The 21,538-nt window shown below is 70.4% G+C and carries 27 protein-coding genes and 1 pseudogene; 18 read left to right on the top strand and 10 right to left on the bottom strand.

The features are described 5' to 3' along the window. The first annotated feature begins 14 nt into the window (after positions 1-14). The 3 genes from ACIQFX_RS20945 (at position 15) to ACIQFX_RS20935 (ending at position 1,896) form a co-directional block, all read left to right on the top strand. The gene (locus tag ACIQFX_RS20945; RefSeq protein WP_402465336.1) at positions 15-800 is read left to right on the top strand and encodes a methyltransferase domain-containing protein; all 786 of its coding nucleotides are present in this window, start codon (positions 15-17) and stop codon (positions 798-800) included. Between the two features lie 130 nt (positions 801-930). Then, complete coding sequence (locus tag ACIQFX_RS20940; protein WP_402465333.1) at positions 931-1,266, top strand: ArsR/SmtB family transcription factor; 336 nt, start codon at positions 931-933, stop codon at positions 1,264-1,266. Positions 1,267-1,527: 261 nt separating this feature from the next. After that, positions 1,528-1,896: an ArsR/SmtB family transcription factor gene (locus ACIQFX_RS20935; RefSeq protein WP_402465330.1), complete on the top strand. Its 369-nt coding sequence runs from the start codon at positions 1,528-1,530 to the stop codon at positions 1,894-1,896. Between the two features lie 172 nt (positions 1,897-2,068). Here the strand turns inward: ACIQFX_RS20935 and trxB are convergent, their stop codons facing one another. Continuing rightward, positions 2,069-3,064 (bottom strand): thioredoxin-disulfide reductase, encoded by a 996-nt coding sequence (gene trxB / locus ACIQFX_RS20930; RefSeq protein ID WP_402465328.1) that lies wholly within the window; start codon positions 3,062-3,064, stop codon positions 2,069-2,071. After that, the gene (locus tag ACIQFX_RS20925; protein ID WP_402465325.1) at positions 3,061-3,489 is read right to left on the bottom strand and encodes an arsenate reductase ArsC; all 429 of its coding nucleotides are present in this window, start codon (positions 3,487-3,489) and stop codon (positions 3,061-3,063) included. The genes trxB and ACIQFX_RS20925 overlap by 4 nt, the downstream gene beginning before the upstream one ends. Before the next feature lie 74 nt (positions 3,490-3,563). Here ACIQFX_RS20925 and ACIQFX_RS20920 point away from each other — a divergent pair, with 74 nt between their 5' ends. The 4 genes from ACIQFX_RS20920 to ACIQFX_RS20905 all read left to right on the top strand — a co-directional run bounded on the left by ACIQFX_RS20920 (position 3,564) and on the right by ACIQFX_RS20905 (position 6,545). Next, the gene (locus ACIQFX_RS20920; RefSeq protein ID WP_402465323.1) at positions 3,564-3,872 is read left to right on the top strand and encodes an ArsR/SmtB family transcription factor; all 309 of its coding nucleotides are present in this window, start codon (positions 3,564-3,566) and stop codon (positions 3,870-3,872) included. After that, positions 3,869-4,954: an ACR3 family arsenite efflux transporter gene (gene arsB, locus ACIQFX_RS20915; RefSeq protein WP_402465321.1), complete on the top strand. Its 1,086-nt coding sequence runs from the start codon at positions 3,869-3,871 to the stop codon at positions 4,952-4,954. The genes ACIQFX_RS20920 and arsB overlap by 4 nt, the downstream gene beginning before the upstream one ends. A gap of 60 nt (positions 4,955-5,014) precedes the next feature. After that, the gene (locus ACIQFX_RS20910) at positions 5,015-6,076 is read left to right on the top strand and encodes an ArsO family NAD(P)H-dependent flavin-containing monooxygenase (RefSeq protein WP_402465320.1); all 1,062 of its coding nucleotides are present in this window, start codon (positions 5,015-5,017) and stop codon (positions 6,074-6,076) included. A gap of 124 nt (positions 6,077-6,200) precedes the next feature. Further along, entirely contained in the window at positions 6,201-6,545 is a 345-nt protein-coding gene (locus ACIQFX_RS20905) for an ArsR/SmtB family transcription factor (protein ID WP_402465317.1), read from the top strand. A 16-nt stretch (positions 6,546-6,561) separates the two neighbouring features. Here ACIQFX_RS20905 and ACIQFX_RS20900 read toward each other — a convergent pair whose 3' ends face one another. Continuing rightward, entirely contained in the window at positions 6,562-6,969 is a 408-nt protein-coding gene (locus ACIQFX_RS20900) for an arsenate reductase ArsC (RefSeq protein WP_402465314.1), read from the bottom strand. Positions 6,970-7,056: 87 nt separating this feature from the next. On the opposite strand from ACIQFX_RS20900, the gene ACIQFX_RS20895 reads away from it, so the two are divergent. The 7 genes from ACIQFX_RS20895 to ACIQFX_RS20865 all read left to right on the top strand — a co-directional run bounded on the left by ACIQFX_RS20895 (position 7,057) and on the right by ACIQFX_RS20865 (position 12,955). Continuing rightward, positions 7,057-7,365: an ArsR/SmtB family transcription factor gene (locus ACIQFX_RS20895; RefSeq protein WP_402465311.1), complete on the top strand. Its 309-nt coding sequence runs from the start codon at positions 7,057-7,059 to the stop codon at positions 7,363-7,365. 410 nt (positions 7,366-7,775) lie between these two features. Further along, complete coding sequence (locus tag ACIQFX_RS20890) at positions 7,776-9,038, top strand: ATP-grasp domain-containing protein (protein WP_402465308.1); 1,263 nt, start codon at positions 7,776-7,778, stop codon at positions 9,036-9,038. Positions 9,039-9,080: 42 nt separating this feature from the next. Beyond that, positions 9,081-10,100 (top strand): S-methyl-5-thioribose-1-phosphate isomerase, encoded by a 1,020-nt coding sequence (gene mtnA / locus ACIQFX_RS20885; RefSeq protein WP_402465636.1) that lies wholly within the window; start codon positions 9,081-9,083, stop codon positions 10,098-10,100. Continuing rightward, a complete protein-coding gene (gene mtnB, locus ACIQFX_RS20880; RefSeq protein ID WP_402465305.1) occupies positions 10,097-10,759 on the top strand; it encodes a methylthioribulose 1-phosphate dehydratase in 663 nt (220 codons plus the stop codon). The genes mtnA and mtnB overlap by 4 nt, the downstream gene beginning before the upstream one ends. A 24-nt stretch (positions 10,760-10,783) precedes the next feature. Beyond that, entirely contained in the window at positions 10,784-11,359 is a 576-nt protein-coding gene (locus tag ACIQFX_RS20875) for a 1,2-dihydroxy-3-keto-5-methylthiopentene dioxygenase (protein WP_402465302.1), read from the top strand. Further along, positions 11,359-12,141: an acireductone synthase gene (gene mtnC / locus ACIQFX_RS20870; RefSeq protein WP_402465300.1), complete on the top strand. Its 783-nt coding sequence runs from the start codon at positions 11,359-11,361 to the stop codon at positions 12,139-12,141. Before ACIQFX_RS20875 ends, mtnC begins: the two co-directional genes overlap by 1 nt. Then, a complete protein-coding gene (locus ACIQFX_RS20865; protein WP_402465297.1) occupies positions 12,134-12,955 on the top strand; it encodes an S-methyl-5'-thioadenosine phosphorylase in 822 nt (273 codons plus the stop codon). The genes mtnC and ACIQFX_RS20865 overlap by 8 nt, the downstream gene beginning before the upstream one ends. 80 nt (positions 12,956-13,035) lie before the next feature. On the opposite strand, the gene ACIQFX_RS20860 is transcribed toward ACIQFX_RS20865, so the two are convergent. Continuing rightward, complete coding sequence (locus ACIQFX_RS20860; RefSeq protein ID WP_402465633.1) at positions 13,036-13,509, bottom strand: GNAT family N-acetyltransferase; 474 nt, start codon at positions 13,507-13,509, stop codon at positions 13,036-13,038. A 159-nt stretch (positions 13,510-13,668) separates the two neighbouring features. Beyond that, the gene (locus ACIQFX_RS20855; RefSeq protein ID WP_402465295.1) at positions 13,669-14,748 is read right to left on the bottom strand and encodes a permease; all 1,080 of its coding nucleotides are present in this window, start codon (positions 14,746-14,748) and stop codon (positions 13,669-13,671) included. 355 nt (positions 14,749-15,103) lie between these two features. Here ACIQFX_RS20855 and ACIQFX_RS20850 point away from each other — a divergent pair, with 355 nt between their 5' ends. Next, positions 15,104-15,478 (top strand): ArsR/SmtB family transcription factor, encoded by a 375-nt coding sequence (locus ACIQFX_RS20850; RefSeq protein ID WP_402465293.1) that lies wholly within the window; start codon positions 15,104-15,106, stop codon positions 15,476-15,478. Between the two features lie 74 nt (positions 15,479-15,552). Here the strand turns inward: ACIQFX_RS20850 and ACIQFX_RS20845 are convergent, their stop codons facing one another. Both ACIQFX_RS20845 and ACIQFX_RS20840 read right to left on the bottom strand, forming a co-directional pair. Beyond that, positions 15,553-16,065, bottom strand: coding sequence for a GNAT family N-acetyltransferase (locus ACIQFX_RS20845; RefSeq protein WP_402465290.1), 513 nt, complete (start codon positions 16,063-16,065; stop codon positions 15,553-15,555). A gap of 93 nt (positions 16,066-16,158) precedes the next feature. Continuing rightward, positions 16,159-16,521 (bottom strand): ArsR/SmtB family transcription factor, encoded by a 363-nt coding sequence (locus ACIQFX_RS20840; protein ID WP_402465287.1) that lies wholly within the window; start codon positions 16,519-16,521, stop codon positions 16,159-16,161. Positions 16,522-16,813: 292 nt separating this feature from the next. Between ACIQFX_RS20840 and ACIQFX_RS20835 the strand changes: the two genes are divergently transcribed. From ACIQFX_RS20835 to ACIQFX_RS20825, 3 genes are read left to right on the top strand one after another with little or no spacing between them, the layout of a single operon-like run. Beyond that, positions 16,814-18,190 carry an NAD(P)-binding domain-containing protein gene (locus ACIQFX_RS20835; RefSeq protein WP_402465284.1) on the top strand — a complete coding sequence of 459 codons (1,377 nt, stop codon included), beginning with the start codon at positions 16,814-16,816 and terminating at the stop codon, positions 18,188-18,190. A 38-nt stretch (positions 18,191-18,228) separates the two neighbouring features. Continuing rightward, a complete protein-coding gene (locus ACIQFX_RS20830) occupies positions 18,229-18,696 on the top strand; it encodes an ArsI/CadI family heavy metal resistance metalloenzyme (protein ID WP_402465281.1) in 468 nt (155 codons plus the stop codon). Positions 18,697-18,703: 7 nt separating this feature from the next. Beyond that, positions 18,704-19,921: an MFS transporter gene (locus ACIQFX_RS20825; RefSeq protein ID WP_402465278.1), complete on the top strand. Its 1,218-nt coding sequence runs from the start codon at positions 18,704-18,706 to the stop codon at positions 19,919-19,921. Here ACIQFX_RS20825 and ACIQFX_RS20820 read toward each other — a convergent pair. The 3 genes and pseudogenes from ACIQFX_RS20820 to ACIQFX_RS20810 all read right to left on the bottom strand — a co-directional run bounded on the left by ACIQFX_RS20820 (position 19,918) and on the right by ACIQFX_RS20810 (position 21,395). Then, positions 19,918-20,424: an alpha/beta fold hydrolase gene (locus tag ACIQFX_RS20820; protein ID WP_402465276.1), complete on the bottom strand. Its 507-nt coding sequence runs from the start codon at positions 20,422-20,424 to the stop codon at positions 19,918-19,920. The two genes, ACIQFX_RS20825 and ACIQFX_RS20820, sit on opposite strands and share 4 nt — an antisense overlap. Before the next feature lie 11 nt (positions 20,425-20,435). Beyond that, positions 20,436-21,017, bottom strand: a pseudogene (locus tag ACIQFX_RS20815) (MFS transporter); the annotation flags it as partial. A gap of 96 nt (positions 21,018-21,113) precedes the next feature. Then, entirely contained in the window at positions 21,114-21,395 is a 282-nt protein-coding gene (locus ACIQFX_RS20810) for a pyrimidine/purine nucleoside phosphorylase (RefSeq protein WP_402465273.1), read from the bottom strand. Between the last annotated feature and the right edge of the window lie 143 nt (positions 21,396-21,538).

The raw sequence follows: 21,538 nt of genomic DNA, 5'->3' as shown, positions 1-21,538 counted from the left end.
AAGGACCACCGCTCATGAGCGACAACACCACGAGCACCCTCCAGGACGAGGTCCGCGCGTACTACAAGGCCAAGGCCGAAGAGGCCGAGAGCAGCGGCGCGTGCTGCTCGCCCGACCCGCAGACCTTCGGCCCCGCCGCGTACGACGAGATCGGCCCCGGCACCGCGCCCGACACGGCCCTTCTCGCCAGCCTGGGCTGCGGCAACCCGACCGCCGTCGCCGAACTGCGCGAGGGCGAGACGGTCCTGGACCTCGGTTCCGGCGGCGGCCTCGACGTCATCCTCAGCGCCCGGCGCGTCGGCCCGGACGGACGGGTCTTCGGCCTGGACTTCCTGGAGGAGATGCTCGCCCTCGCCGCCCGCAACGTCGAGGACGCCGAAGTCGACAACGTCGTGCTCCTCAAGGGGACGATCGAGTCCATCCCGCTGCCGGCCGACACCGTCGACGTGATCATCTCCAACTGCGTGATCAACCTGTCGCTGAACAAGCCCGCCGTCTTCGCCGAGATGGCCCGCGTCCTCACCCCCGGCGGCCGCCTCGGCATCAGCGACGTCGTCGCCGAGGACCGGCTCAGCCCCGCCGAGCGCGCCGAACGCGGCGGGCACAGCCAGTGCATCGCCGGCGCGCTGTCCGTCGCCGAGTACAAGGAACTGCTCGACGCGGTCGGCCTGAAGGACGCGGAGGTCGTCTTCACGCAGGAAGCGGCCGACGGCCTCCACGCCGCCATCATCCGTGCCAGCAAGCCCGTCGACGGCGCGGCTGCCGCGTCCGAGTGCGCCCCGGGCGGCAGCTGCTGCTGACCGGGCCCCCGGGCTGCGGCCGGAGTCTCCGGCCGCAGCCCGTACCGTCGTGCTCGCACGCATGCCAGCCCCTCCGTTCGCCTTCGTTCGGCGTGACGCCGGGGCTGGATGTGGTCCACAAAGGATTCCCATGTCCGAGACCTCGCTCGACCGGGAGACCGTCGAGGAGTACGCCCGCTGGTTCCGGGCACTGGCAGACCCCACGCGCATTCTCATCATGCGGTTCCTCAGCGACCGCCCGGAGGCCGTCCCGGTGGGTGAGATCGTCGCCCACCTTCGGCTCAACCAGTCGACCGTCTCCCACCATCTGAAGATCCTCCACACCGCCCGATTCCTGACCAGGCGCCGCGCCGGAGTCAGCATGCGATACGCGGTCAACCCCCGCTGCATCACCGAGTTCCCCAGTGCCGCCGACATCCTCATCGGCGCCCCGAGCCGCTCCTGCCAGGAGCCCGACTCCAGCTGACGCTTCCTCATTCGCCCATCGAGAATCGATGATTGGCGATGAACTCATGGCGCGGTCACGACTTGGCCCCGAAGGTGAACAATAGGGGAAGGAGAGGTGGACAGGAGTGTTTCTAGGGCTGGTGTCGGTGGGGTGGCGTGGTTGAGGTAAACGAAAATGCCTCATCACCCAACGAAGGCGACTGAAGGTCGGGGCGGTGAAGGGTTTCGCTGTCTTGGGGCGGGGCGTCGTGGCGTCCGGGCGGGGAGATCGTCAAGAGCCTTGCTGAATGGCATCGTCATCGAATATCATCGATGGATCATGAGCGGTACGATGAATGCCCAGCTGATCGACCGAGAGACCGCCGAGTCCTATGCGACCTGGTTCAAGGCCCTCTCCGATCCCACCCGTGTCCAGATCCTGAACCTTCTGGCGCTGGCCTCCGAACCGATGAACGTCGGAGAGATCGTGGACCGGATGAACATCGGGCAGTCCACGGTGTCCCACCATCTGAAGCTGCTCGCGGACGTGCGCTTCGTCCTTCGTGAACGCCAGGGCACTTCCATGCTGTACTCGATCAACGTCGCTTGCGTGGCCTGCTTCCCCAGTGCCGCAGACGCCGTCATGGGGCGCCCTGCCGCTTCGGTGTGAGGACAGTCGGATCGCGATGGATCCGCCACTCTCCGTGGCGGATCCTTTTTTCGTTGGTCCCCGTGGGACGTACTGCCGGTCGAGCTTCGGGTGGGGGCCAGGTCCTGCCCGTCACGTCCGCCAACGTGACGGGCAGGACCTGGTGTTCATGGGTGAGGTCTCGCCCTTGGCGTCAAACGGTGACGGGGGCGCTCACGGTCTTGTGGATCGCGTCGGTGCGAGCGGCGAGATACCGCTCGGCGTCGAGCGCGGCCCGGCAGCCGGAGCCGGCTGCGGTGACGGCCTGGCGGTAGGTGTGGTCGACGACGTCGCCGGCGGCGAAGACACCGGCGACACCGGTGCGGGTGGAGGGGGCCTCCACCCTGATGTAGCCCTCGTCGTCGAGGTCGATCTGGCCGGTGAAGAGTTCGGTGCGAGGATCGTGTCCGATGGCGATGAACAGGCCGGTGGCGTCGATGTCGCGGGTCTTGCCGGTGAAGCGGTCACGGAGGGCGAGTCCGGCGAGCATGCCGTCCTCTTCCTTGAGCTCGGCGATCTCGGTGTCGAAGGCGAAAGAGATCTTGTCGTCGGCGAAGGCGCGGTTCTGCATGACGCGGGAGGCGCGCAGGGTCGAGCGGCGGTGGACGACGGTGACGGAGCGGGCGAAGCGGGTGAGGAAGGTGGCCTCCTCCATGGCGGTGTCGCCGCCGCCGACCACGACGATGTCGCGGTCACGGAAGAAGAAGCCGTCGCAGGTGGCGCACCAGGAGACGCCGCGACCGGAGAGCGCGTCCTCGTTGGGGAGGCCGAGCTTGCGGTAGCCGGAGCCGGTCGCGATGATCACGGTCTTCGCACGGTGGACGGTGCCGGTGGAATCGGTGAGCAGCTTGATGTCGCCGGTGAGGTCGACGGCGGTGATGTCGTCGTCGACCATCTCGGCGCCGAAGCGTTCGGCCTGGGCCCGCATGTCGTCCATGAGGTCCGGGCCGTCGACGCCCCTCGGGAAGCCGGGGAAGTTCTCGACCTCGGTGGTGGTGGTCAACGATCCGCCGACGAAGATCGAGCTGCCGAAGAGCAGGGGCTTCAGCTGGGCGCGCGCGGTGTAGAGGGCGGCGGTGTATCCGGCGGGGCCGGAGCCTATGACGACGACCTCGCGGACGTCGTCGGTGGCGTCGGTCGGATCGGTCACGGGGTCACGTCCTCGTGCTTCGCGACGATCTCGGAGATGAGGTCCTCGACGAGGGCCTTGATGTCGTCGCGGATCGGCCGGACGGCTTCGACGCCCTGGCCGGCCGGGTCCTCCAGGGTCCAGTCGAGGTACTGCTTGCCGGGGAAGATCGGGCAGGTGTCGCCGCAGCCCATGGTGATGACGTAGTCGGACGCCTCGACGGCCTCGGTGGTCAGTATCTTCGGCTGCTGCTCGGAGATGTCGATGCCCACCTCCTTCATCGCCTCGACCGCGGCCGGGTTGACCCGGTCGCCCGGAGCCGAACCGGCGGAGCGGACCTCGACGCGGTCGCCGGCCAGGTGGCTCAGGAATCCGGCGGCCATCTGGGAGCGGCCCGCGTTGTGGACGCACACGAAGAGCACGGAGGCGAGCGGAGCAGAGGGCATCGGTAGGTCTTCCTTGCCGCCGAGAGGTCAGCTCTGGCTAGTATCAGTGGCTGGTGATGTGACAGTATCAGTCCATGATGACGTCAGTCGATGCTGATCTGATCCGGATTCTGGCCGACCCGCTCAGGCTCCGGATCGTGACCCTGCTGGCCCGCGAGACCCTCTGCACCACCCATCTCGTCGAGGAGACGGGTGCCAAGCAGACCAACCTCTCCAACCACCTGCGCGTCCTGCGCGAGGCAGGCGTCGTGGAGACCGAGCCGTGCGGGCGATTCACGTACTACCGCTTGAAGCCGGACGTCATCGCCCAGCTGGCCGGTCAGTTCGCCGACCTGGCCGAGTCCGCACGTACCGCCGCCGCGAACAAGAGGGCTTGTCCATGACCCCCACCCAAGCACCCATCGCGGCGGATCCATCCTCCGTCGTCGCGAAGCTGTCGACGCTCGACCGCTTCCTCGCCGTCTGGATCCTCCTCGCGATGGGACTCGGGCTGGGTCTCGGCCGACTGGTTCCCGGGCTGAACGACGCGCTGGCCGAGGTCGAGATCGGAGGCGTCTCGCTGCCCATCGCCGTCGGTCTGCTGATCATGATGTACCCGGTGCTCGCCAAGGTCCGGTACGACCGCCTCGACGCCGTCACCGGCGACCGCAGACTCATGCTCTCGTCGCTCGTGATCAATTGGGTCGTGGGCCCGGCACTCATGTTCGCGCTCGCGTGGATCTTCCTGCCGGACCTGCCCGAGTACCGCACCGGTCTGATCATCGTCGGCCTGGCCCGGTGCATCGCCATGGTGATCATCTGGAACGACCTCGCCTGCGGCGATCGTGAGGCCGCCGCGGTCCTCGTCGCCCTCAACAGCGTCTTCCAGGTCATCGCGTTCGGCCTGCTGGGCTGGTTCTACCTCGAGGTCCTCCCCGGCTGGCTTGGTCTCGGCGAGGGCGAGACGCTCGACATCTCCATGGGGAAGATCGCCCTCAACGTCGTCATCTTCCTCGGCATCCCGCTGGTCGCCGGCTTCCTCACCCGCCGGATCGGTGAGAAGAAGATGGGCCGCGAGCCCTACGAGCAGAACTTCCTGCCGAAGATCGGCCCCTGGGCCCTCTACGGCCTGCTCTTCACGATCGTGATCCTCTTCGCCCTCCAGGGAAAGACGATCACCTCGCAGCCGCTGGACGTCGCGAGGATCGCCCTCCCGCTCCTCGTCTACTTCGCCGTCATGTGGTTCGGCACCTTCGCGCTCGGCAAGACCATCGGCCTGAACTACGACCGGACCGCGACCCTCGCCTTCACCGCCGCCGGCAACAACTTCGAACTCGCCATCGCCGTCGCCATCGCCACCTTCGGAGTCACCTCCGGCCAGGCGCTGTCCGGAGTCGTGGGCCCCCTCATCGAGGTCCCGGTCCTGGTCGCGCTCGTGTACGTGTCGCTGGCCTGGCGCAAGCGGTTCACCTCCACCCCGCAGTAGCCCCATCATGTCCCCGGTCCCTTCGGGCGGGGCGCCGTCGCACGAAGGGAAGCCGGAGAGATGAGCAGCTCACTCGACGTCGTCGTGATCGGCGGCGGTCAGGCGGGCCTTGCCGCCGCGTACCACCTGCGACGCGTCGGCGGCCTGGACTTCGCCGTCCTGGACGCCCAGCCCACACCCGGCGGCGCCTGGCAGCACACATGGGATTCGCTGCGCCTCTTCTCCCCGGCCGGGTACTCCTCCCTGCCCGGCCGGCTGATGCCGCCCCAGCAGGGGGAGACGTACCCGGACGCCGCCCACGTCGTCGACTACCTCACCGACTACGAACAGCGTTACGGCCTTCCCGTCCATCGACCCGTCCGGGTACGGGCGGTCCACCGTGACGGCCGGCACCTCCGCGTCGAGACCGACTCCGGAACGTGGCGCGCCCGTGCCGTCGTCACCGCCACCGGAACGTGGTCACGACCGTTCCTCCCCGCGGTCCCCGGCCGTGACACCTTCCAAGGGCGTCAGCTCCACACCGTGGAATACGACGGCCCCGACGAGTTCGCCGGACGCCGGGTCATCGTCGTCGGGGGCGGGAACTCCGGAGCGCAGATCGCCGCCGACCTCGCACACGGGACCGACCTCCTCTGGGTCACCCAGCGCCCCGCGCGATTCCTCGCCGACGACATCGACGGCCGTGCGCTCTTCGACCACGCCACCGCACGCCGCCGCGCGCTGGACGAGGGCCGCGCCGACGGTGGGGGAGTGGCCTCGCTCGGCGACATCGTCGCCGTTCCGCCCGTGCGCGAGGCCCGTGACGCCGGGTTGCTCAAGGCGCAGCCGATGTTCACGAGGCTGACCCCGACAGGCGTCGAATGGGCCGACGGGACCAGGGCGGACGCCGACGCGATCATCTGGTGCACCGGCTTCCGTCCCGCACTCGCCCATCTTGCTCCGCTCGGGCTCAGGGGGACGCGCGGACACGTCCTCACCCGCGGAACGGAGGCCGACGGGGAGCCGCGCCTCCACCTCCTGGGGTACGGCGACTGGACCGGCCCCGCTTCGGCCACCCTCATCGGCGTCGGCCGTCCGGCACGCGAAGCCGCCCGGGCCATCGCCGCCCTCCTCGTGCGCTGAGGAGGTCTGGGTGAACAGAAGGTGAACGCCTGACAGAAAGCGCCGTCCGGATTCGCCGTACGATCTTGTCGACTCGTATGGTGTCCGGATGTCAATTCCGCCGGCGGGTATACCGATCGAGGACGTGAGCAGGGACCTCTGTGCGCCCTGCTCCCCGGGGACGCTGATCGACCGCGACGAAGTCGAGACGCTGACCGCCCAGTTGAAGGCGATGGCCGACCAGACCCGCCTCCAGATCATTCACCTCATCGACCAGTCGCCGGCCGGAGAGCTCTGTGTCTGCGATCTGACCGAGTCGCTCGACCTCGCACAGCCCACGGTGAGCCGCCATCTGAAGATCCTCGCCACCGCCGGGCTGCTGCGGCGCGAACAGCGGGGCACCTGGGCCTGGTTCTCCATTCGGTGGGAGGCCCTCCAGGAGCTCAAGGGCCGGGCCTTCCCGCGAGCCGCGGAGACCTCGGCCTGCTGACCGCCGCTACTCGGCGCTACGGCGTCGAGTCGATCTCCGCGACGAGGTCTTCGACGAGCTCCCTGATGGCGTCGCGGATGGGCCGCACCGCCTCCACCCCTTGCCCGGCCGGATCGTCCAGCTTCCAGTCGAGGTAGCGCTTGCCGGGGAAGACCGCGCACGTGTCCCCGCAGCCCATGGTGACGCACACGTCCGACTCGGCGACGGCTTCCGTGGTGAGGATCTTGGGGACCTCCGCGGACATGTCGATGCCGACCTCACGCATCGCTTCGACGGCTGCCGGGTTCACCGTCGCGGCGGGGGCGGAGCCCGCCGAGCGGACCTCGATCCGGTCGCCGGCCAAGTGGCGGAGCCACGCGGCCGCCATCTGGGACCGGCCCGCGTTGTGAATGCAGACGAACAGGACGGAGGGCGTCCGGGACATCTGTGACTCCTCAAGTAGGTTGGTGTACAAGGGGGTTCGCGATCAGTCGGTTGACACTGATTGCGTTCGGTGTGTCACGATCGGGCCATGCTGACGTCGGTGAACGCGGAACTGCTCAGGGCCCTTGCGGACCCGCTGCGGCTCCGCATCGTGTGCCTGCTCGCCCGTGAGTCGCTGTGCACGACTCATCTCGTCGAGGAGACGGGTGCCCGGCAGACGAACCTGTCGAACCATCTCCGGGTCCTCCGGGAAGCCGGCGTCGTCGTGACCGAGCCTTGCGGGCGCTTCACCTACTACCGGCTTCGTCCCGAGGTGCTGGTCGATCTCGCGGCGTTCCTCGGCGGCCTGGCCGAAGAGGGGCGTGAGACGGCCCCGGCTCGACGTCCCTGCGGCTGAGAGCGCGGACACCACTCCTTCGGGGCGCCTTCGGACCTCGACGGCGACTGCGCCACCGGCAGTGGTGCGCGGCTCGTGATCCGTGCGCGAACGCTACTCCTTCTCCCGTCTCGCGCGCGACCCTTGCGGCGGCGAATCGATCACGTCCGAGCCTTGCCGGGGCAGATCACCCCAAGAGTGTCTCCGGTTCCGGGGCCATCGATGATCGCCGATCGAATTCCACTCTGTGTCGGGTACGCCATGCAGCACCAGGGAAACCACGTCAACCATTCATCGATCTATTGACATACATCGCTCAATGCTGGCAGGGTTCCGGCCGTTGGTCGGCGTAATCGCCGACCCGGGCTCTGACCCCGCCCCCGTCGGCCGGCCCCGGCCCCGACCACATGTCGACACGAAGGTTCCCCACCATGGCCGCCACGTCCCACCCGCACTCGTCCACCACCGAGGCGCCTGTCCTGCTCCTCATGGGCAGCGGTGACCGCCGCTACCGGGAGTACATCGTGGCGGCCGTCTCCCGTCACTTCCGGCTGTGGCTCCTCGACGCCCACGAGCCGAGCTGGCAGCTGCCGTACGTGGAGGGGACCTCGCTCCTCGACACCAAGAACCTCGACGAGCTCCTCGTCGAGGCGCGCGAGGTCATGCAACAGCTGCCGGTGGTAGGGGTCTTCACCTACGACGAGTCGCTCGTGCACGCCGCCGCACGGCTCGCCGAAGCACTCGGCCTGCCCGGGAGCGCACCCGACGCGGTGCTCGCGTGCCGGGACAAGGCGACCACCCGTGCGCTGCTCACGGCCGCGGACGTGCCGCAGCCGGCCTGCACGCCGGTCGCCACGGCCGCCGAGGCCCGCGACGCGGCCGACAAGACCGGCTACCCCGTCGTGATCAAGGCCCGAGGCCTCGCCGGAAGCCTCGGCGTCGTCCGCGCCGACGACGGAGACGCCGTCGAGGCGGCCTTCGAAGCGGCCGGCTCCGCCAACTGGCCGGGAGTGCCCCGGTACGAGGCGGACGTCCTGGTCGAGGAGTACCTGACCGGCCCGGAGATCAGCATCGACGCCGTCGTCGTCGACGGCGTGTGCACCCCGATGGTCGTGGCGCGCAAGCAGGTCGGCATGGACCCCTACTTCGAAGAGACCGGCCACACCGTCGACGCCGCCGACCCGCTCCTCCAGGACCCGGAGCTGCTGGACCAACTGCACCGCATCCACCAGGCGCTCGGCTTCCGGCGCGGCGCCACCCACACCGAGTTCAAGCTCACCCCCAAGGGCCCCCGACTCGTCGAGGTCAACGCGCGCCTCGGGGGCGACTTCATCCCCCTCATCGGGATGCTCGCCACCGGTACGGACCCCGCCGTCGCCGCCGCCCAGGTCGCGGCCGGCCTCACCCCCGAGACCGCGCCGAAGACACAGAAGACCGCTGCCATCAGGTTCCTCTACCCCGAGCACGACTGCGAGGCCGTCGAACTGACCGTGCGCGCCGACCTCTTCGGGCCCACGGTGCACAGCGCGATCGCGACGGCCGGCCCCGGCACCCGACTGGCACTGCCGCCCCGGGCGTACATGAACCGCTACGGATACGTCATAGCCGTCGGCGAGGACCACGACCAGGTCACCGCCGACGCGGATGCCGCGCCCACGCTCGTCGAACTGCGTTCGCGTCCCCTGGCCGACTGACTCCTCCCACCGTTCGGACCGAAGGAGCAGCCGACCGTGAGCATGCCCTCCGATCAGCCGTCACTGCGCTGGGACGGCGACGCGATCGTTACGCTCGACCAGCGCGCACTGCCCCACGAACGCCGGCTCCTGCGCCTGACCACCGTGGACGACGTCATCACCGCCATCACGACCCTGGCGGTACGGGGCGCCCCGTCCATCGGGCTGGCGGGCGCCCTCGGTGTCGTCCTCTCCGCGTACGCCCACTGCCTGCCCGGCACCACCGGCGGCGGACGGGAAGCCGTAAGCGCCGATGCGCGACGGATCGTGGCCGCCCGGCCCACGGCCGTCAACCTGGCGTGGGCCGTCGACCGGGCTCTCGCGAAGCTCGCCGACGGTCCGGACGCGGTCCTCGCCGAAGCCAACGCCATGATCGACGAAGACCGATCGGTCAACCGGCAGATGGTCGACCACGCGGTCAGGGCCGTACGCGACCGCTGCCCCCGGCGCCCCCTGCGCATCCTGACGCACTGCAACACCGGCCGACTCGCCACGGCCGCCGTGGGAACCGCCCTCGGCACGATCCTCGCCCTCGCGGACGCGGGCGAGGTCGCCGAGGTCCTCGTCGACGAGACCCGGCCGCTCCTCCAGGGCGCCCGACTGACGGCCTGGGAACTCGCCGAAGCCGGCGTGCCGCACCGCGTGTGCGTGGACAGCGCGGCAGCCGCGGCCATGAGCCGCGGGCTCGTCGACTGCGTCCTGGTCGGCGCCGACCGCATCACCGCACGCGGCGACGTAGCCAACAAGATCGGGACCTACGCACTGGCCATCGCCGCCGCCTACCACGGCATTCCGTTCCTCGTGGTGGCCCCCGAGTCGTCCTGGGACAGGTCCCTCGCCGACGGGCGGGACATCGTCATCGAGGAACGCGACACCGATGAGGTCACCTCCTACGGAGGGACCCGCACCACCCCGGTCGGTACGCGCGCGTACAACCCGGCCTTCGACGTCACCCCCGCCTCCCTGATCACCGCCATCGTCTCCGAACACGGTGTGCACCACGCCTCCGAGGTGAGCGCATGACCTACGCGCCGTCCACCGCCGTCGGCAAGCAGACGGCCCAGCAACTGGCCGACCTCACCCGCACCCTGTACGAGCGCGGCTGGATGCCGGGCACCTCCGGAAACCTGTCCATGCGGCTGCCCGACGATCCCGACAGGGCGCTGATCACGGCGAGCGGCCGCGACAAGGGCGAGCTGACCGCCCGGGACGTGGTCGAGGTCGACACGCACACCGGCGAGGCGGCCCTTACCGGTCAGGCTCGCCCTTCGGCCGAGACCTCCATCCACGCGGCGGTCTACCGCGTCACCGGAGCCCGGGCCGTCATCCACGTGCACTCTCCGTACGCCACGGTGATCGCCCACCGCGTCGGTGCCCACCATGCGGTGGCCATGCTCCGCTTGGAGCGCTTCGAGCTGCTCAAGGGACTGGGGCTCGAGAACCCGGCGGCGACGCACCTGCCGGTGTTCCCCAACTGGCCGCAGGTGGACCGGATCGCCGAGGACGTGGCCGCCCACCTCACGGCGTACGCGGAAGGCCCGCCCGGGCTCCTCCTTGCGGATCACGGCATCACCACGTGGGGCGACTCGCTCAACCAGGCCAGGAACAGGCTCGAATGCCTGGAATCGATCTGCCAGTTGCTCGTGCTCTCCCAGTCCGAGCCGCACGTCTCGCGTGCCTGAAGGACCCGACGACAGGACCCCACCATGACACTGCTCCAGATCATGCCGGACGACGCACCCGACACCGTCCTGCTCCGCACGCGCGACGAAGCCGCGATCGCACAAGCGCTGCGGGGGAAGTCGGTCTCCTTCACACGCTGGCCGCTGCACGCGCGGGTGACGCCCCAGACGTCGTCCGAGGAGCTGCTCGACGCCTACCGCCGCGAGATCGACGAGCTCTGCGCCGACCGGGGACTCCGACTCGTCGACGTCGCCCGGCTCCACCCCGAGGAGGGAGCCGACTGGCAGGAGCGTGCGGCCAAGGCCCGGTCGACCTTCCTCGACGAGCACCGGCACGCCGAGGACGAGGTCCGGTTCTTCGCCCAGGGCACCGGCTGCTTCTACCTCCACCTCGACGACCGGGTGTACGCCGTGGTCTGTGAGGCAGGGGACCTGCTGTCGGTGCCGGCCGGCACCCGACACTGGTTCGACATGGGACCCGTACCGGACTTCTGCGCCATCCGGTTCTTCGAGAAGGAGGACGGCTGGGTGGGCGACTTCACCCGGGAGCCCATCGCCGGAGGCTTCCCCCGCCTCGACGCACTCCTGCGGGAAGCCTGATGCCGGACAGCCGACCCGTCCGCATCGCCGACGGCGAGCCGCGTGCCGTCGTCCTCGACATCGAGGGAACCACCGGCTCCCTCGACCACGTACGTGACGTCCTCTTCCCCTACGCCCGGGCACGGCTCGCCCCCTGGCTCGCCGAGCACCGCGACACCGCACCATGGCGGCAGATCCTCGACGCGGTCACCGCCCACACCGGGACGGTCCACGACGAGGCGAGCGCTCTCGCTCTCCTGGAGCAGTGGGCCGACGCCGACGTGAAGGCCGCACCCCTGAAGGCGCTGCAGGGCCTCATCTGGTCCGGCGGCTACGAGGCCGGCGAGTTGTCCGGTCACGTGTACCCGGACGTACCGCCCGCCCTGGAGCACTGGAAGGCACGGGGTACAGGCCGCTACATCTACTCGTCCGGCTCCGTGGCCGCACAGCGCGACTGGTTCGGCCACACCGCGCACGGCGACCTGCGCCCGCTGCTCGACGGCTACTTCGACCTCACGACGGCCGGACCCAAGGGGCACGCGAACTCCTACCGTGCCATCGCGGCGGAACTCGGTGACGAACCTTGCGAGTTGCTCTTCGTCAGTGACGTCGGCGCCGAGCTCGACGCCGCCGCCGACGCCGGCTGGCGGACCGTGGCAGTGCGCCGCCCCGACGACGAACGAGCCCCGGTGCCCGGGCACGACGTCGTCGCCTCCCTCACCCCACTTCTCTCCCGACCGCGCCCGGGCATACCGGGGACGCCGGATCCCACGGACACGCAGGAGGACCGGAACCATGAGTGACCCATCGGAGGAGACGGCGCAGGCGGACATCGCCGTCATCGGCGGCAGCGGCTTCTACGAACTCCTGGAGTCGGTGAGGCGCGTCGAGGTCGCCACCCCGTACGGCGCTCCGTCCGACGCGGTCTCCGTCGGCACGGTGGGCGATCGCCGAGTGGCCTTCCTGCCCCGGCACGGCAGCCACCACGAACTTCCCCCGCACCGCATCAACTACCGCGCCAACATGTGGGCCCTGCGTTCGCTCGGTGTGCGGCAGGTCCTCGCACCCTGCGCCGTCGGCTCGCTGCGCAACTCCCTCGGCCCCGGCAGCCTGGTCCTTCCCGACCAGCTCGTCGACCGGACCGCGGGACGCGTCCAGACGTACTACGACCACGGCGCGACGCACGTCTCCTTCGCCGACCCGTACTGCGTCGCGGGACGGGCGGCCGTGCTGAAGGCCGCCGGCGAGGCCGGTGCCGACGTCCACGACGGCGGGGTGATGGTGGTCGTCGAGGGACCCCGGTTCTCCACCCGCGCGGAGTCCCAGTGGTACGCGTCCGCCGGCTGGTCCCTCATCAACATGACCGGACACCCCGAGGCCGTCCTCGCACGCGAACTCGCCCTCTGCTACACCTCCCTCGCGCTGGTGACCGACTACGACGCCGGCGTCGAGCACGGTGACGGCGTCTCGCAGGACGAGGTCTTCCGCGTCTTCGCGGCGAACGTCGAACGCCTCAAGGAGCTGGTCCTGCGAACAGTCCCCGTCATGGACCGCGCCCGGGATTGCGCGTGTGCGGCGGCGCTCGACGGGATGGACCTGCCGTTCGACCTTCCTTGAGGCGGCGGCCGGTGCGGCGCTGATCCGCACCGGCAGGCACCACCCGGACTGATGCCGGTCACCATGGTGACCGGCATCAGTCATTCGACCACCGGGCTACGGCGTTCCACGAGCAACACGTCGCGCCAGACGCCGTGGTGGCGGGCCACGCGCTCCCTTCGACCCAGGACACGGAAGCCCACGGACTCGTGCAGAGCAAGGCTCGCCGCGTTCTCCGGGAAGATGCCCGCCTGAACCGTCCAGATGCCCGCCTTCTCCGTGGAGCTGATCAGCGCTTCCAACAGCGTGTGCCCCACACCCGCTCCGCGCGCCGTGGGGCACACGTAAACGGAGTGCTCGACGACCCCCGCGTAGGCAGGGCGGGCAGAGACGCGTGACACCGCCGTCCATCCGACGACCCGTCGTTGCCGGTCGAGGGCCACCAGACGGTGCGCGGGCAACTTGGCGGTGTCGAAGGCGCTCCACGGGGGAGCGGCCGTCTCGAACGTGGCGTTTCCTTCGTCGATGCCCTGCTGGTAGATCGCCATGACGGCGGGCGCGTGGTCGTCGGTCATGGGGGCGAGGACGATGTCGGGGCGCGTGTGTGTGCTCACGCGTGCTCCTTCCGAGGCGCGCTTCAGGACGCGGCGTACTGGCTTCGGGTACGGCGACGCTCCTGTGGCGGCCCGGGCCGCCACAGGAGCGTGGTGGGGGGTGTGGGGAGAGGTCTCGGGTCAGAGGAGAGGAAGTGCGACGAGCCCGATGCCCACGCTGCCGAGGAGTCCGACGGCGAGGTAGAAGACGAAGACCTTCGCCTTGACGACGCTCTTGACGGCCACCATCGCCGGGATCGTGGTGAGGGCGCCGCCGAGGAGGAAGGTGACGCCCGCGGCCGCGACCATGCCCTGGTTCAGGAGGCCTTCGACGACCGGGATGGCGCCGACGCCGTTGAGGTACAGCGGGACGCTGATGAGCCCGGCGACCAGCACCGAGACGACGCCGTCCGTGCCGAGGACGCCCGACACGACGTCGGTGGGCACGTAGCGGACGATCAGGGCTTCGAGAACGATGGCCAGCAACAGCCACTTGCCCAGGATCAGGGAGTCGCTGACGATCTCCTTGAGGATCTCGCCGGCGCGGAGGTTCTTGATGTCCCGCCGGACGAGCACCCGCCACGGGGTGCCGTCGTCGTCCGTGTCGTTCTGCGCGGCGGTGGAGCAGCCACCGGCCTCGGGCGCCGGGTCCTGCGCAGCGCCGCCGCAGCCGCTCGCGGGCATACTGGCTCCGGTGGCACCACCGCCGACCGCCACGGGTGCGGGCACGGTCGCCTTGGCCGCCGAGCACGCCGTCTCGGGAACGGTCACCGTCTCCTGCGAGCAGGACTTCGCGGGCGCCTTCTCCTCGGTGGAGTCGAGCAGCGGATCCGCGAACCGCCCGCGACGTTCGAGCGCCAGGACGATGAGGCCCGCGCCGAAGCTCAGCGCCAACGCACCGATCAGGCGGGCGGTGGCGATGGGGATCCCGAGCTGGGCGGCGGACAGTGCGTAGATCTCCGGGTCCATGGACGGCGATGCGATCCAGAAGGACATGACCGCCGAGAGAGGGACACCGGCTATCAGGAAACGGCGGATCAGCGGGATCACGGTGAAGGAGCAGAAGGGGCTGAACGCTCCGATGGCCGTGACGATGGCGATGCCGAGGACGCCCCTCCGCCCCTGGGCGAAACTGCGGCGCGCGACCACGTCGATCGACAGACGCTGTACGGCGATCCCCAGGACGATGGCTACCAGGAACCACGGGAGATAGTGCAGCACCTCGAACAGGATGAACAGGCCAAGGGCCCGCAATTCGTCCACAGGTGAACCTCTCTGAGACGGTGACACACGGAGGGAGCGGCGCCGTGCAGGGGAGTGCAGGGGTGTGGCGAGCCGTGTGGGGAGGACCGTCCGGCATCCGCTTTATCGAATATCGATGATAGACGATTAAAGAGAGGCTGGGCAATGGGGATGCCGTGTCCTGGTGCGGTGCCGGGCTGCTCGGGGTCGGAGTAAGTGGTGCCCGCGCCGCAGCCCCTGCCGTGGCCGCGGGTCAGGGGCTCGCCTCCGTGAGTCCAGGCCGCGTGCGGGGGCCTTGTCGTCGTGATTGGCCATCGAATACCATCGATGGATCATGAGCGGTGTCAAGAATCTCCAGCCGGTCGGCCGAACTGCGGCCGACGCCGTCTGCTGCCCGCCCCTTGTGGCCGCCGCGCTGTCCGAACAGGACGCCGAGATCATGGCCGCCATGTTCAAGGCGCTGGCCGACCCGGTCCGGCTCCGCCTCCTGTCCCGGGTGGCCTCGCACCCCAGCGGCGAGGCGTGCGTCTGCGACATAGCCGACGTCGGCGTCTCCCAGCCCACCGTCAGCCACCATCTGAAGAAGCTCCGGGAAGCGGGCCTGCTCACCTCGGAACGCCGCGGCACCTGGGTGTACTACCGTCCGGCGCCCGGGGTCCTGGCCTCGTTGGGCGCGTTTCTCGCCGACGCCGAGAGCGCCGGTCGGTAGGCGAGCCCTCCGGGCCGGGGCTTCGGGGTGCTCGGTGCGCCGCTCGGATCGGCGGGGTTCGGTCCCGCCGGCGGTCAGTCGATGAGTGGGCTGCGTCGTTCGACGAGTACCGTGTCGCGCCACACTCCGTGATGACGCCCGACTCGCTCCCGCGTGCCGATGACCCGGAATCCCATGCGGGTGTGAACGGCGAGGCTGGCCGCGTTCTCGGGGAAGATGCCGGACTGAATGGTCCAGATCCCGGCCGCCTCGGTGGAGTCGACGAGCGCCTTCAGCAGTGCGGAGGCGACGCCGCGCGCCCGCGCATCGGGATGCACGTACACGGAGTGCTCGACGACGCCGGCGTACGCGCACCGGTCGGAGACCTTCGTGGCTGCCACCCATCCGAGCACTCGGCCGTCCTCGGAGAGCGCGACGAACCGGTGCTCGGGCAGCTTGGCGGCGTCGAACTGCTCCCAGGTCGGAGCGGCGGTCTCGAAGGTGGCGTTGCCCTCGTCGATGCCGGCCTGATAGATCGCGATCACCTCGGTGGCGTGGTCGGCCGTGAGGGGTGCGACGGTGGTGTCGCGGGTGGTCGATCGGGTCACGGGACGGAGTCTTTCGGGTGAGGGCTTATGCGGGGGGGCCTGCCTGGGCATCCGTCCCGAGCAGGGGGCGAAAGGCCGGGGTGCCGGCCCGGGTCAGGCGGTGGCTGCCTTGGTGAGGAGGGCGCCCATGGCGGCGAGGACCGCGGGCTCGACGCGGTAGTAGACCCACGTGCCGCGCCGCTCCGAGGAGAGCAGGCCGGCCTCTTTCAGCTTCTTCAGGTGATGGGAGACCGTGGGCTGCGAGACGCCGACGTCGGAGATGTCGCAGACGCAGGCCTCGCCGCCCTCGTGTGAGGCGACGGCGGAGAAGAGCCGCAGCCGCACCGGGTCGCCCAGTGCCTTGAACATCACGGCGGTCCGCTCGGCTTCCCCCGCGGTCAGCGGCCGCTCGTTCAGAGGCGGGCAGCAGGGCGCTGTCTCGGACTCCAGCACCGGCAGCAGCTTCACGTTCGACATCTGTCTATGTTGACACATGTCGAACTAGACGCCCAGGGCGTGGCGTCGCCGCCCACTCCCGGCCGGCCGCCCACTCCCGGCCGGTCGCCCACTCCCGGCCGGTCGCCCACTCCCGGCCGGTCGCGCGCCCCCGGCCGGTCGCGCGCTCCCGAGATGGTCGGGTGGTGTCTGCCCGAGTGCGGGCTTCCACGATCGCGAATTCGATGAATGTCTATGTTGACGTCTGTCTAATCAAGTGCCACGCTGGGTGACGCAAGGGATCGGCAAACGTCGAATCAGCAAGGGGAGAGTCGTGAGCGTCACCACCATCGACCAGCTGCCTGTCGTGGTCATCGGAGCCGGCCCCACCGGCCTGGCCGCTGCCGCGCACCTCGTCGACCAGGGTCTGGAACCGCTGGTCCTGGAGGCCGGAACCCAGGCGGGAGCGGCAGTGCGGGCGTGGGCGCACGTGCGGCTCTTCTCCGCCTGGGGCGAGGTCGTCGACCCGGTCGCCGAGAGGTTGCTGGTCGCGACCGGGTGGGTGAAGCCCGAACCGGACGCCTATCCGACGGGCGGGGACTGGGCAGACGGCTACCTTCAGCCGCTCGCGGACCTCCTCGGCGACAAGATCAGGCTCGACGCCCGGGTCACCGGCGTCTCGCGCACGGGCCGCGACCGCGTGGTCGACTCCGACCGGGAGCAGCAGCCCTTCACTGTTCACGTCCGGCACGGCGATGGACGAGAGGAGCGCGTCCTCGCCCGGGCCGTGATCGACGCTTCGGGCACGTGGTCCGCCCCGAACCCGGCCGGTGCCGACGGTCTGCCGGCGCTCGGGGAGCGGGCGGCCGCAGATCGGATCTCCTACCGGGTCCCCGATCTCAAGGACTCCGGGGTACGGGCCCGATACGCAGGCCGCCGCACCGCAGTCATTGGCTCAGGCGCCTCCGCCTTCACCGCTCTGGCCTCGCTCGCCGCCCTCGCGAAGTCCCAGGGCGGCGAAGGCACCCATGCCGCCTGGATCCTGCGGCGCGGCATCTCGGGCGCGACCTTCGGCGGAGGCGGATCCGACCAGCTCCCCGCCCGCGGCGCCCTCGGCCTCGCGGCGAAGGCGGCGGTCGACGAGGGGTACGCGGAGGCGGTCACCGGCTTCCGGACTGCCGGGATCGAACGCGACGGCGAGCGGCTGGTCCTGGTGGCCGAGGACGGCCGCGAGCTCGATCCCGTCGACGAGGTCATCGTCCTGACCGGCTTCCGCCCCGACCTCGCCTTCCTGGACGAACTCCGTCTGGGTCTCGACGACCGGCTCCAGGCCCCCCTCGCGCTGGCCCCGCTCATCGACCCGAACCAGCACTCCTGCGGCACCGTCTACCCGCACGGCGTGAAGGAGCTCTCCCACCCGGAGGAGGGCGTGTACCTGGTGGGGATGAAGTCCTACGGCCGCGCTCCGTCCTTCCTCGCCCTCACCGGCTACGAACAGGTCCGTTCGGTCGTCGCCGCCCTCGCCGGCGACCGTGAGTCCGCCGAACGCGTCGAACTCGTACTGCCCGAAACCGGGGTCTGCGGCGGCGCGGGCCTCTTCGACGAGCCCGTCGAAGCCGAGACCGGGGGTGGGTGCTGCGCGAGCGTGACCGTGCCGCCGACCGTGCTCCGGATCGGCGTCGGCGCCCCGGCCGCCTCCGGCGGCTGCTGATCCCGCCCCGTCCACCCCACCGCAACCGGAGGAACACGATGTCCCGCGTACAACTCGCCCTGCGCGTTCCCGACCTGGCGGCCTCCGTCGCCTTCTACACGAAACTCTTCGGCACCGGGCCCGCCAAACTCCGCGACGGGTACGCCAACTTCGCCATCGCGGAACCGCCCCTCAAGCTGGTCCTCATCGAAGGTGCAGAGAACGAGGACACCCGCATGGACCACCTCGGTGTAGAGGTCGACACCACGGAGGCCGTCCACGCGGCCGCCACCCGCCTGGGGGAGGAGGGCCTGTCGACGACGGAGGAGAACGACACCACCTGCTGCTACGCCCTCCAGGACAAGGTGTGGGTCCACGGCCCCGGCCGCGAACCGTGGGAGGTGTACGTCGTCAAGGCCGACGCCGACACCCTGACCAAGCAGCAGGGCAGCGCGTGCTGCGCCGGCACGGCTGCCACCACCGACAGCGATGCGAGTGAACCGGTCGCCGCCGGCGGATGCTGCTGACCCCTCGATGGCCGACCTTCACACCCGCGGAGCCGCGACCGGAACAGGGGACCGGTCGCGGCCCCGCGCTGTCCTGCCTGCGCTCTGCGCCACCCAGATCACCAGCTGGGGCATCGTCTACTACGCCTTCCCGGTCCTGAACCCGCAGATCACCGCCGACACCGGCTGGTCCACCAGCGCCACCACGGCGGCGTTCTCGCTCGCCCTGATCGTCTCCGGCCTCGCCGGAATCCGGGTCGGCCGGATCATCGACCGCCGCGGCCCGCGCACGGTCATGACGGCGGGCTCCGTGGTCGGAGTCCTGAGTTCGGTGACCGTCGCCCTGGCCCCGAACCTGCCGGTGTTCTTCGCCGGCTGGCTGCTGGGCGGGCTTGCCATGGCGGCCACCTTCTACCAGCCCGCGTTCGCCGCCCTCACCCGCTGGTGGGCCCCTGACCACGTCCGCGCCCTCACGATCGTCACCCTCGCCGGCGGCCTCGCCTCCACCGTCTTCGCCCCGCTCACCGCCGCCCTGGCCGACCACCTGTCGTGGCGCGAGACCTACCTGGTGCTGGCGGCGATCCTCGCCTCCGTCACGATCCCGGCCCACGCCATCGCCCTCAAAGCCCCCTGGCCACAGGCGGTACCCTCCCCAGCCGATACGGCCGCGAGCCCCGGCACCGTAGCCCGAAGCCGCCCGTTCCTCCTGCTCGCGATCGCGTTCACCCTCTCGGCCTTCGCGATGTACGCCGTCGTCGTCACTCTCGTCCCCCTCCTGCTCGAACGCGGCTACACCACAACCCAAGCGGCCTGGGCCCTCGGCCTCGGCGGCGCAGGCCAGACCCTCGGCCGCACCCTCTACGCCCCCCTCGCCCGCCACACCGGCCCGACGGTCCGCACCGCGACCCTCATCGCCCTCGGTGCCCTGACCACGGCGGCCCTCGCCGTCACCCCGGGCCCGTACGGCCTGGTGATCGCGGCGTCGATCGCGGCCGGCACGGTCCGCGGCAACCTCACCCTCCTCCAGGCGACCGCGATCACCGACCGCTGGGGCACCCACCACTACGGCCGGCTCTCCGCAACGCTCAGCGCCCCAGCCATGACAGCCTCAGCTCTCGCCCCCTTCGCAGCAGCCACCCTCGCCTCAACTCTGGGCGGATACCCGGAGTTGTTCGGAGTGCTTGCCGGCCTCGCGGCGGCGTCCGCCTTCGTGGCCACGGCGACATCCGTACGCGGCGACAGCTAGGTCCGATCCAGGTCAACGGTTTCGTGCGACCGGAGACCGGCAGGTGCCTTCAGGAAGAAGTCGGCCAACGCAGGGGCGACGGCGGCGGGAGACGTCTCGGGGCCGAAGTGGTCCAGCTTGGGGTAGAGCTTCAGCTCGGAGCCGGGGAGGATCTCGTGAATGCGCGGGGCCGCGCGTCCCGCACCGGTGCTCCGGACCTCCTTGCCGGCCATGAGCAGTACGGGCTGGGTGAGCCGCCCGTACTCGCGGAAGGTGGTGTCCCGGGCGGCGATCCCGGCGTGTTCGCGTATCGCGGCGGGCAACAGGGCGTGCTTCTGCAGGCGTTCGGGTTTCTTGAGGGCGAGGGGGCGGATCAGCCGCAGCAGCCGGCGCGGCGCCTTGCCGCTGGTCTCGGGGTCGACGCCCTGGACGAACGTCAGGAACGCCTCGGCCGGCTTCCCGGCGTCGAGTTGGCGGCGGCAGCGGTCGGCCCAGTCGACGGGGAGGGAACCGTCGATCGACACGCCGGGCGGGCCTAGGACCCCTGTCCGACCGGAGTCGGGTCGTCCGGGTGGGTTCCGGATTCGGGTGGGTGGGACGGGTGCGTTCGGCCCAGGAAGGCGACCAGTCCGGCGACGGCGAAGCCGGCGGCGTTGGCGAGGATCAGCGCGGTGTAGGCGGCGCGGGTGTCGAGCTGGATGGCGACGGCCGCGCCCAGGGTGCCCACGACGACGCCGAGGTTGACGAACGTGCGGAGCCTGGCGCGGAAGGCGGCCGGGTGCTCGCCGCCGACCCCGGCGACGAGCGCGCCGCCCGCGGCGCCGCCGCCCGTGGCGGCCAGCCGGTCCAGGGTGGCGACGACGGCGCACGCGAGCCAGCTGTCGATGAGGACGAAGGCCGCCATCGTGACGGCCTGCAGGACGAGGCTCGTCAGCCAGACGGTGCGCGGCCCGTACCGGTCGGCGAGGTTCCCCGCGGGTATGCCGGCCGCCAGGCCGCTGAGGCCGGCGATCGTCAGGCCCGGGCCCACGTGGGTGGCGGGCAGGTGCACGACGAACGTGAAGTAGAGGACGGCGGCCGTGTTGAAGAGGCCGTTGCCGACCCTGCTGACGAAGACGGCGGTGAAGAGGGCGCGCTGCGGGCCGGCCTCCGGCCCGCCGCGCGCCCGTCGCTCGGCCCCCGTTTGATCATGTCGATGATGCCGAGCGCGGGGTCAGCGGTATTCGCAGAGGTACGCGGTGTCGACCGCGACCTCGAGCTGGAACTTGCTGTCGCCGGGGACCTCGAACCGCGTCCCGGCGGGGAAGGTCTGCCACTCGTCGGCGCCGGGCAGCTTCACCGTCAGGGCCCCGCTGACGACGTGCATGACCTCCGGGTTGGCGGTGCCGAACTCGTAGGCGCCGGGGGCCATGACGCCGATCGTCGCCGGGCCCTGCTCCTGGGTGAAGGCGATCGACTTGACCGAGCCGTCGAAGTACTCGTTGACCGTGAACATGGGCATCCTCGGGGGAAGCGGGACAAAGGGGTGACCAGGACTTCGCTGGCCGGCCACCGGCAAGTCGACCTTACCGGCGAGGGTTTGCGCCGGCAGGGGTGCCCCCGCCCTGGTGAGGCCCTTGATCGGAACCCCCCGGCCGG

It is taken from the genome of Streptomyces sp. NPDC093089, from assembly GCF_044754405.1.
In the GTDB taxonomy this organism is placed as follows: Bacteria; Actinomycetota; Actinomycetes; order Streptomycetales; family Streptomycetaceae; genus Streptomyces.
This window is presented reverse-complemented; position numbering and strand designations above follow the sequence as displayed.

Bases quoted from the DNA above. Each gene is read 5' to 3' on its own strand.
- ACIQFX_RS20945 (WP_402465336.1), top strand. From the start codon at position 15: ATGAGCGACAACACCACGAGCACCCTCCAGGACGAGGTCCGCGCGTAC.
- ACIQFX_RS20940 (WP_402465333.1), top strand. From the start codon at position 931: ATGTCCGAGACCTCGCTCGACCGGGAGACCGTCGAGGAGTACGCCCGC.
- ACIQFX_RS20925 (WP_402465325.1), bottom strand. From the start codon at position 3,489: ATGCCCTCTGCTCCGCTCGCCTCCGTGCTCTTCGTGTGCGTCCACAAC.
- ACIQFX_RS20920 (WP_402465323.1), top strand. From the start codon at position 3,564: ATGATGACGTCAGTCGATGCTGATCTGATCCGGATTCTGGCCGACCCG.
- arsB (WP_402465321.1), top strand. From the start codon at position 3,869: ATGACCCCCACCCAAGCACCCATCGCGGCGGATCCATCCTCCGTCGTC.
- ACIQFX_RS20910 (WP_402465320.1), top strand. From the start codon at position 5,015: ATGAGCAGCTCACTCGACGTCGTCGTGATCGGCGGCGGTCAGGCGGGC.
- ACIQFX_RS20900 (WP_402465314.1), bottom strand. From the start codon at position 6,969: ATGTCCCGGACGCCCTCCGTCCTGTTCGTCTGCATTCACAACGCGGGC.
- ACIQFX_RS20895 (WP_402465311.1), top strand. From the start codon at position 7,057: ATGCTGACGTCGGTGAACGCGGAACTGCTCAGGGCCCTTGCGGACCCG.
- ACIQFX_RS20890 (WP_402465308.1), top strand. From the start codon at position 7,776: ATGGCCGCCACGTCCCACCCGCACTCGTCCACCACCGAGGCGCCTGTC.
- mtnA (WP_402465636.1), top strand. From the start codon at position 9,081: ATGCCCTCCGATCAGCCGTCACTGCGCTGGGACGGCGACGCGATCGTT.
- mtnB (WP_402465305.1), top strand. From the start codon at position 10,097: ATGACCTACGCGCCGTCCACCGCCGTCGGCAAGCAGACGGCCCAGCAA.
- ACIQFX_RS20875 (WP_402465302.1), top strand. From the start codon at position 10,784: ATGACACTGCTCCAGATCATGCCGGACGACGCACCCGACACCGTCCTG.
- mtnC (WP_402465300.1), top strand. From the start codon at position 11,359: ATGCCGGACAGCCGACCCGTCCGCATCGCCGACGGCGAGCCGCGTGCC.
- ACIQFX_RS20865 (WP_402465297.1), top strand. From the start codon at position 12,134: ATGAGTGACCCATCGGAGGAGACGGCGCAGGCGGACATCGCCGTCATC.
- ACIQFX_RS20860 (WP_402465633.1), bottom strand. From the start codon at position 13,509: ATGACCGACGACCACGCGCCCGCCGTCATGGCGATCTACCAGCAGGGC.
- ACIQFX_RS20850 (WP_402465293.1), top strand. From the start codon at position 15,104: ATGAGCGGTGTCAAGAATCTCCAGCCGGTCGGCCGAACTGCGGCCGAC.
- ACIQFX_RS20840 (WP_402465287.1), bottom strand. From the start codon at position 16,521: ATGTCGAACGTGAAGCTGCTGCCGGTGCTGGAGTCCGAGACAGCGCCC.
- ACIQFX_RS20830 (WP_402465281.1), top strand. From the start codon at position 18,229: ATGTCCCGCGTACAACTCGCCCTGCGCGTTCCCGACCTGGCGGCCTCC.
- ACIQFX_RS20825 (WP_402465278.1), top strand. From the start codon at position 18,704: ATGGCCGACCTTCACACCCGCGGAGCCGCGACCGGAACAGGGGACCGG.
- ACIQFX_RS20810 (WP_402465273.1), bottom strand. From the start codon at position 21,395: ATGTTCACGGTCAACGAGTACTTCGACGGCTCGGTCAAGTCGATCGCC.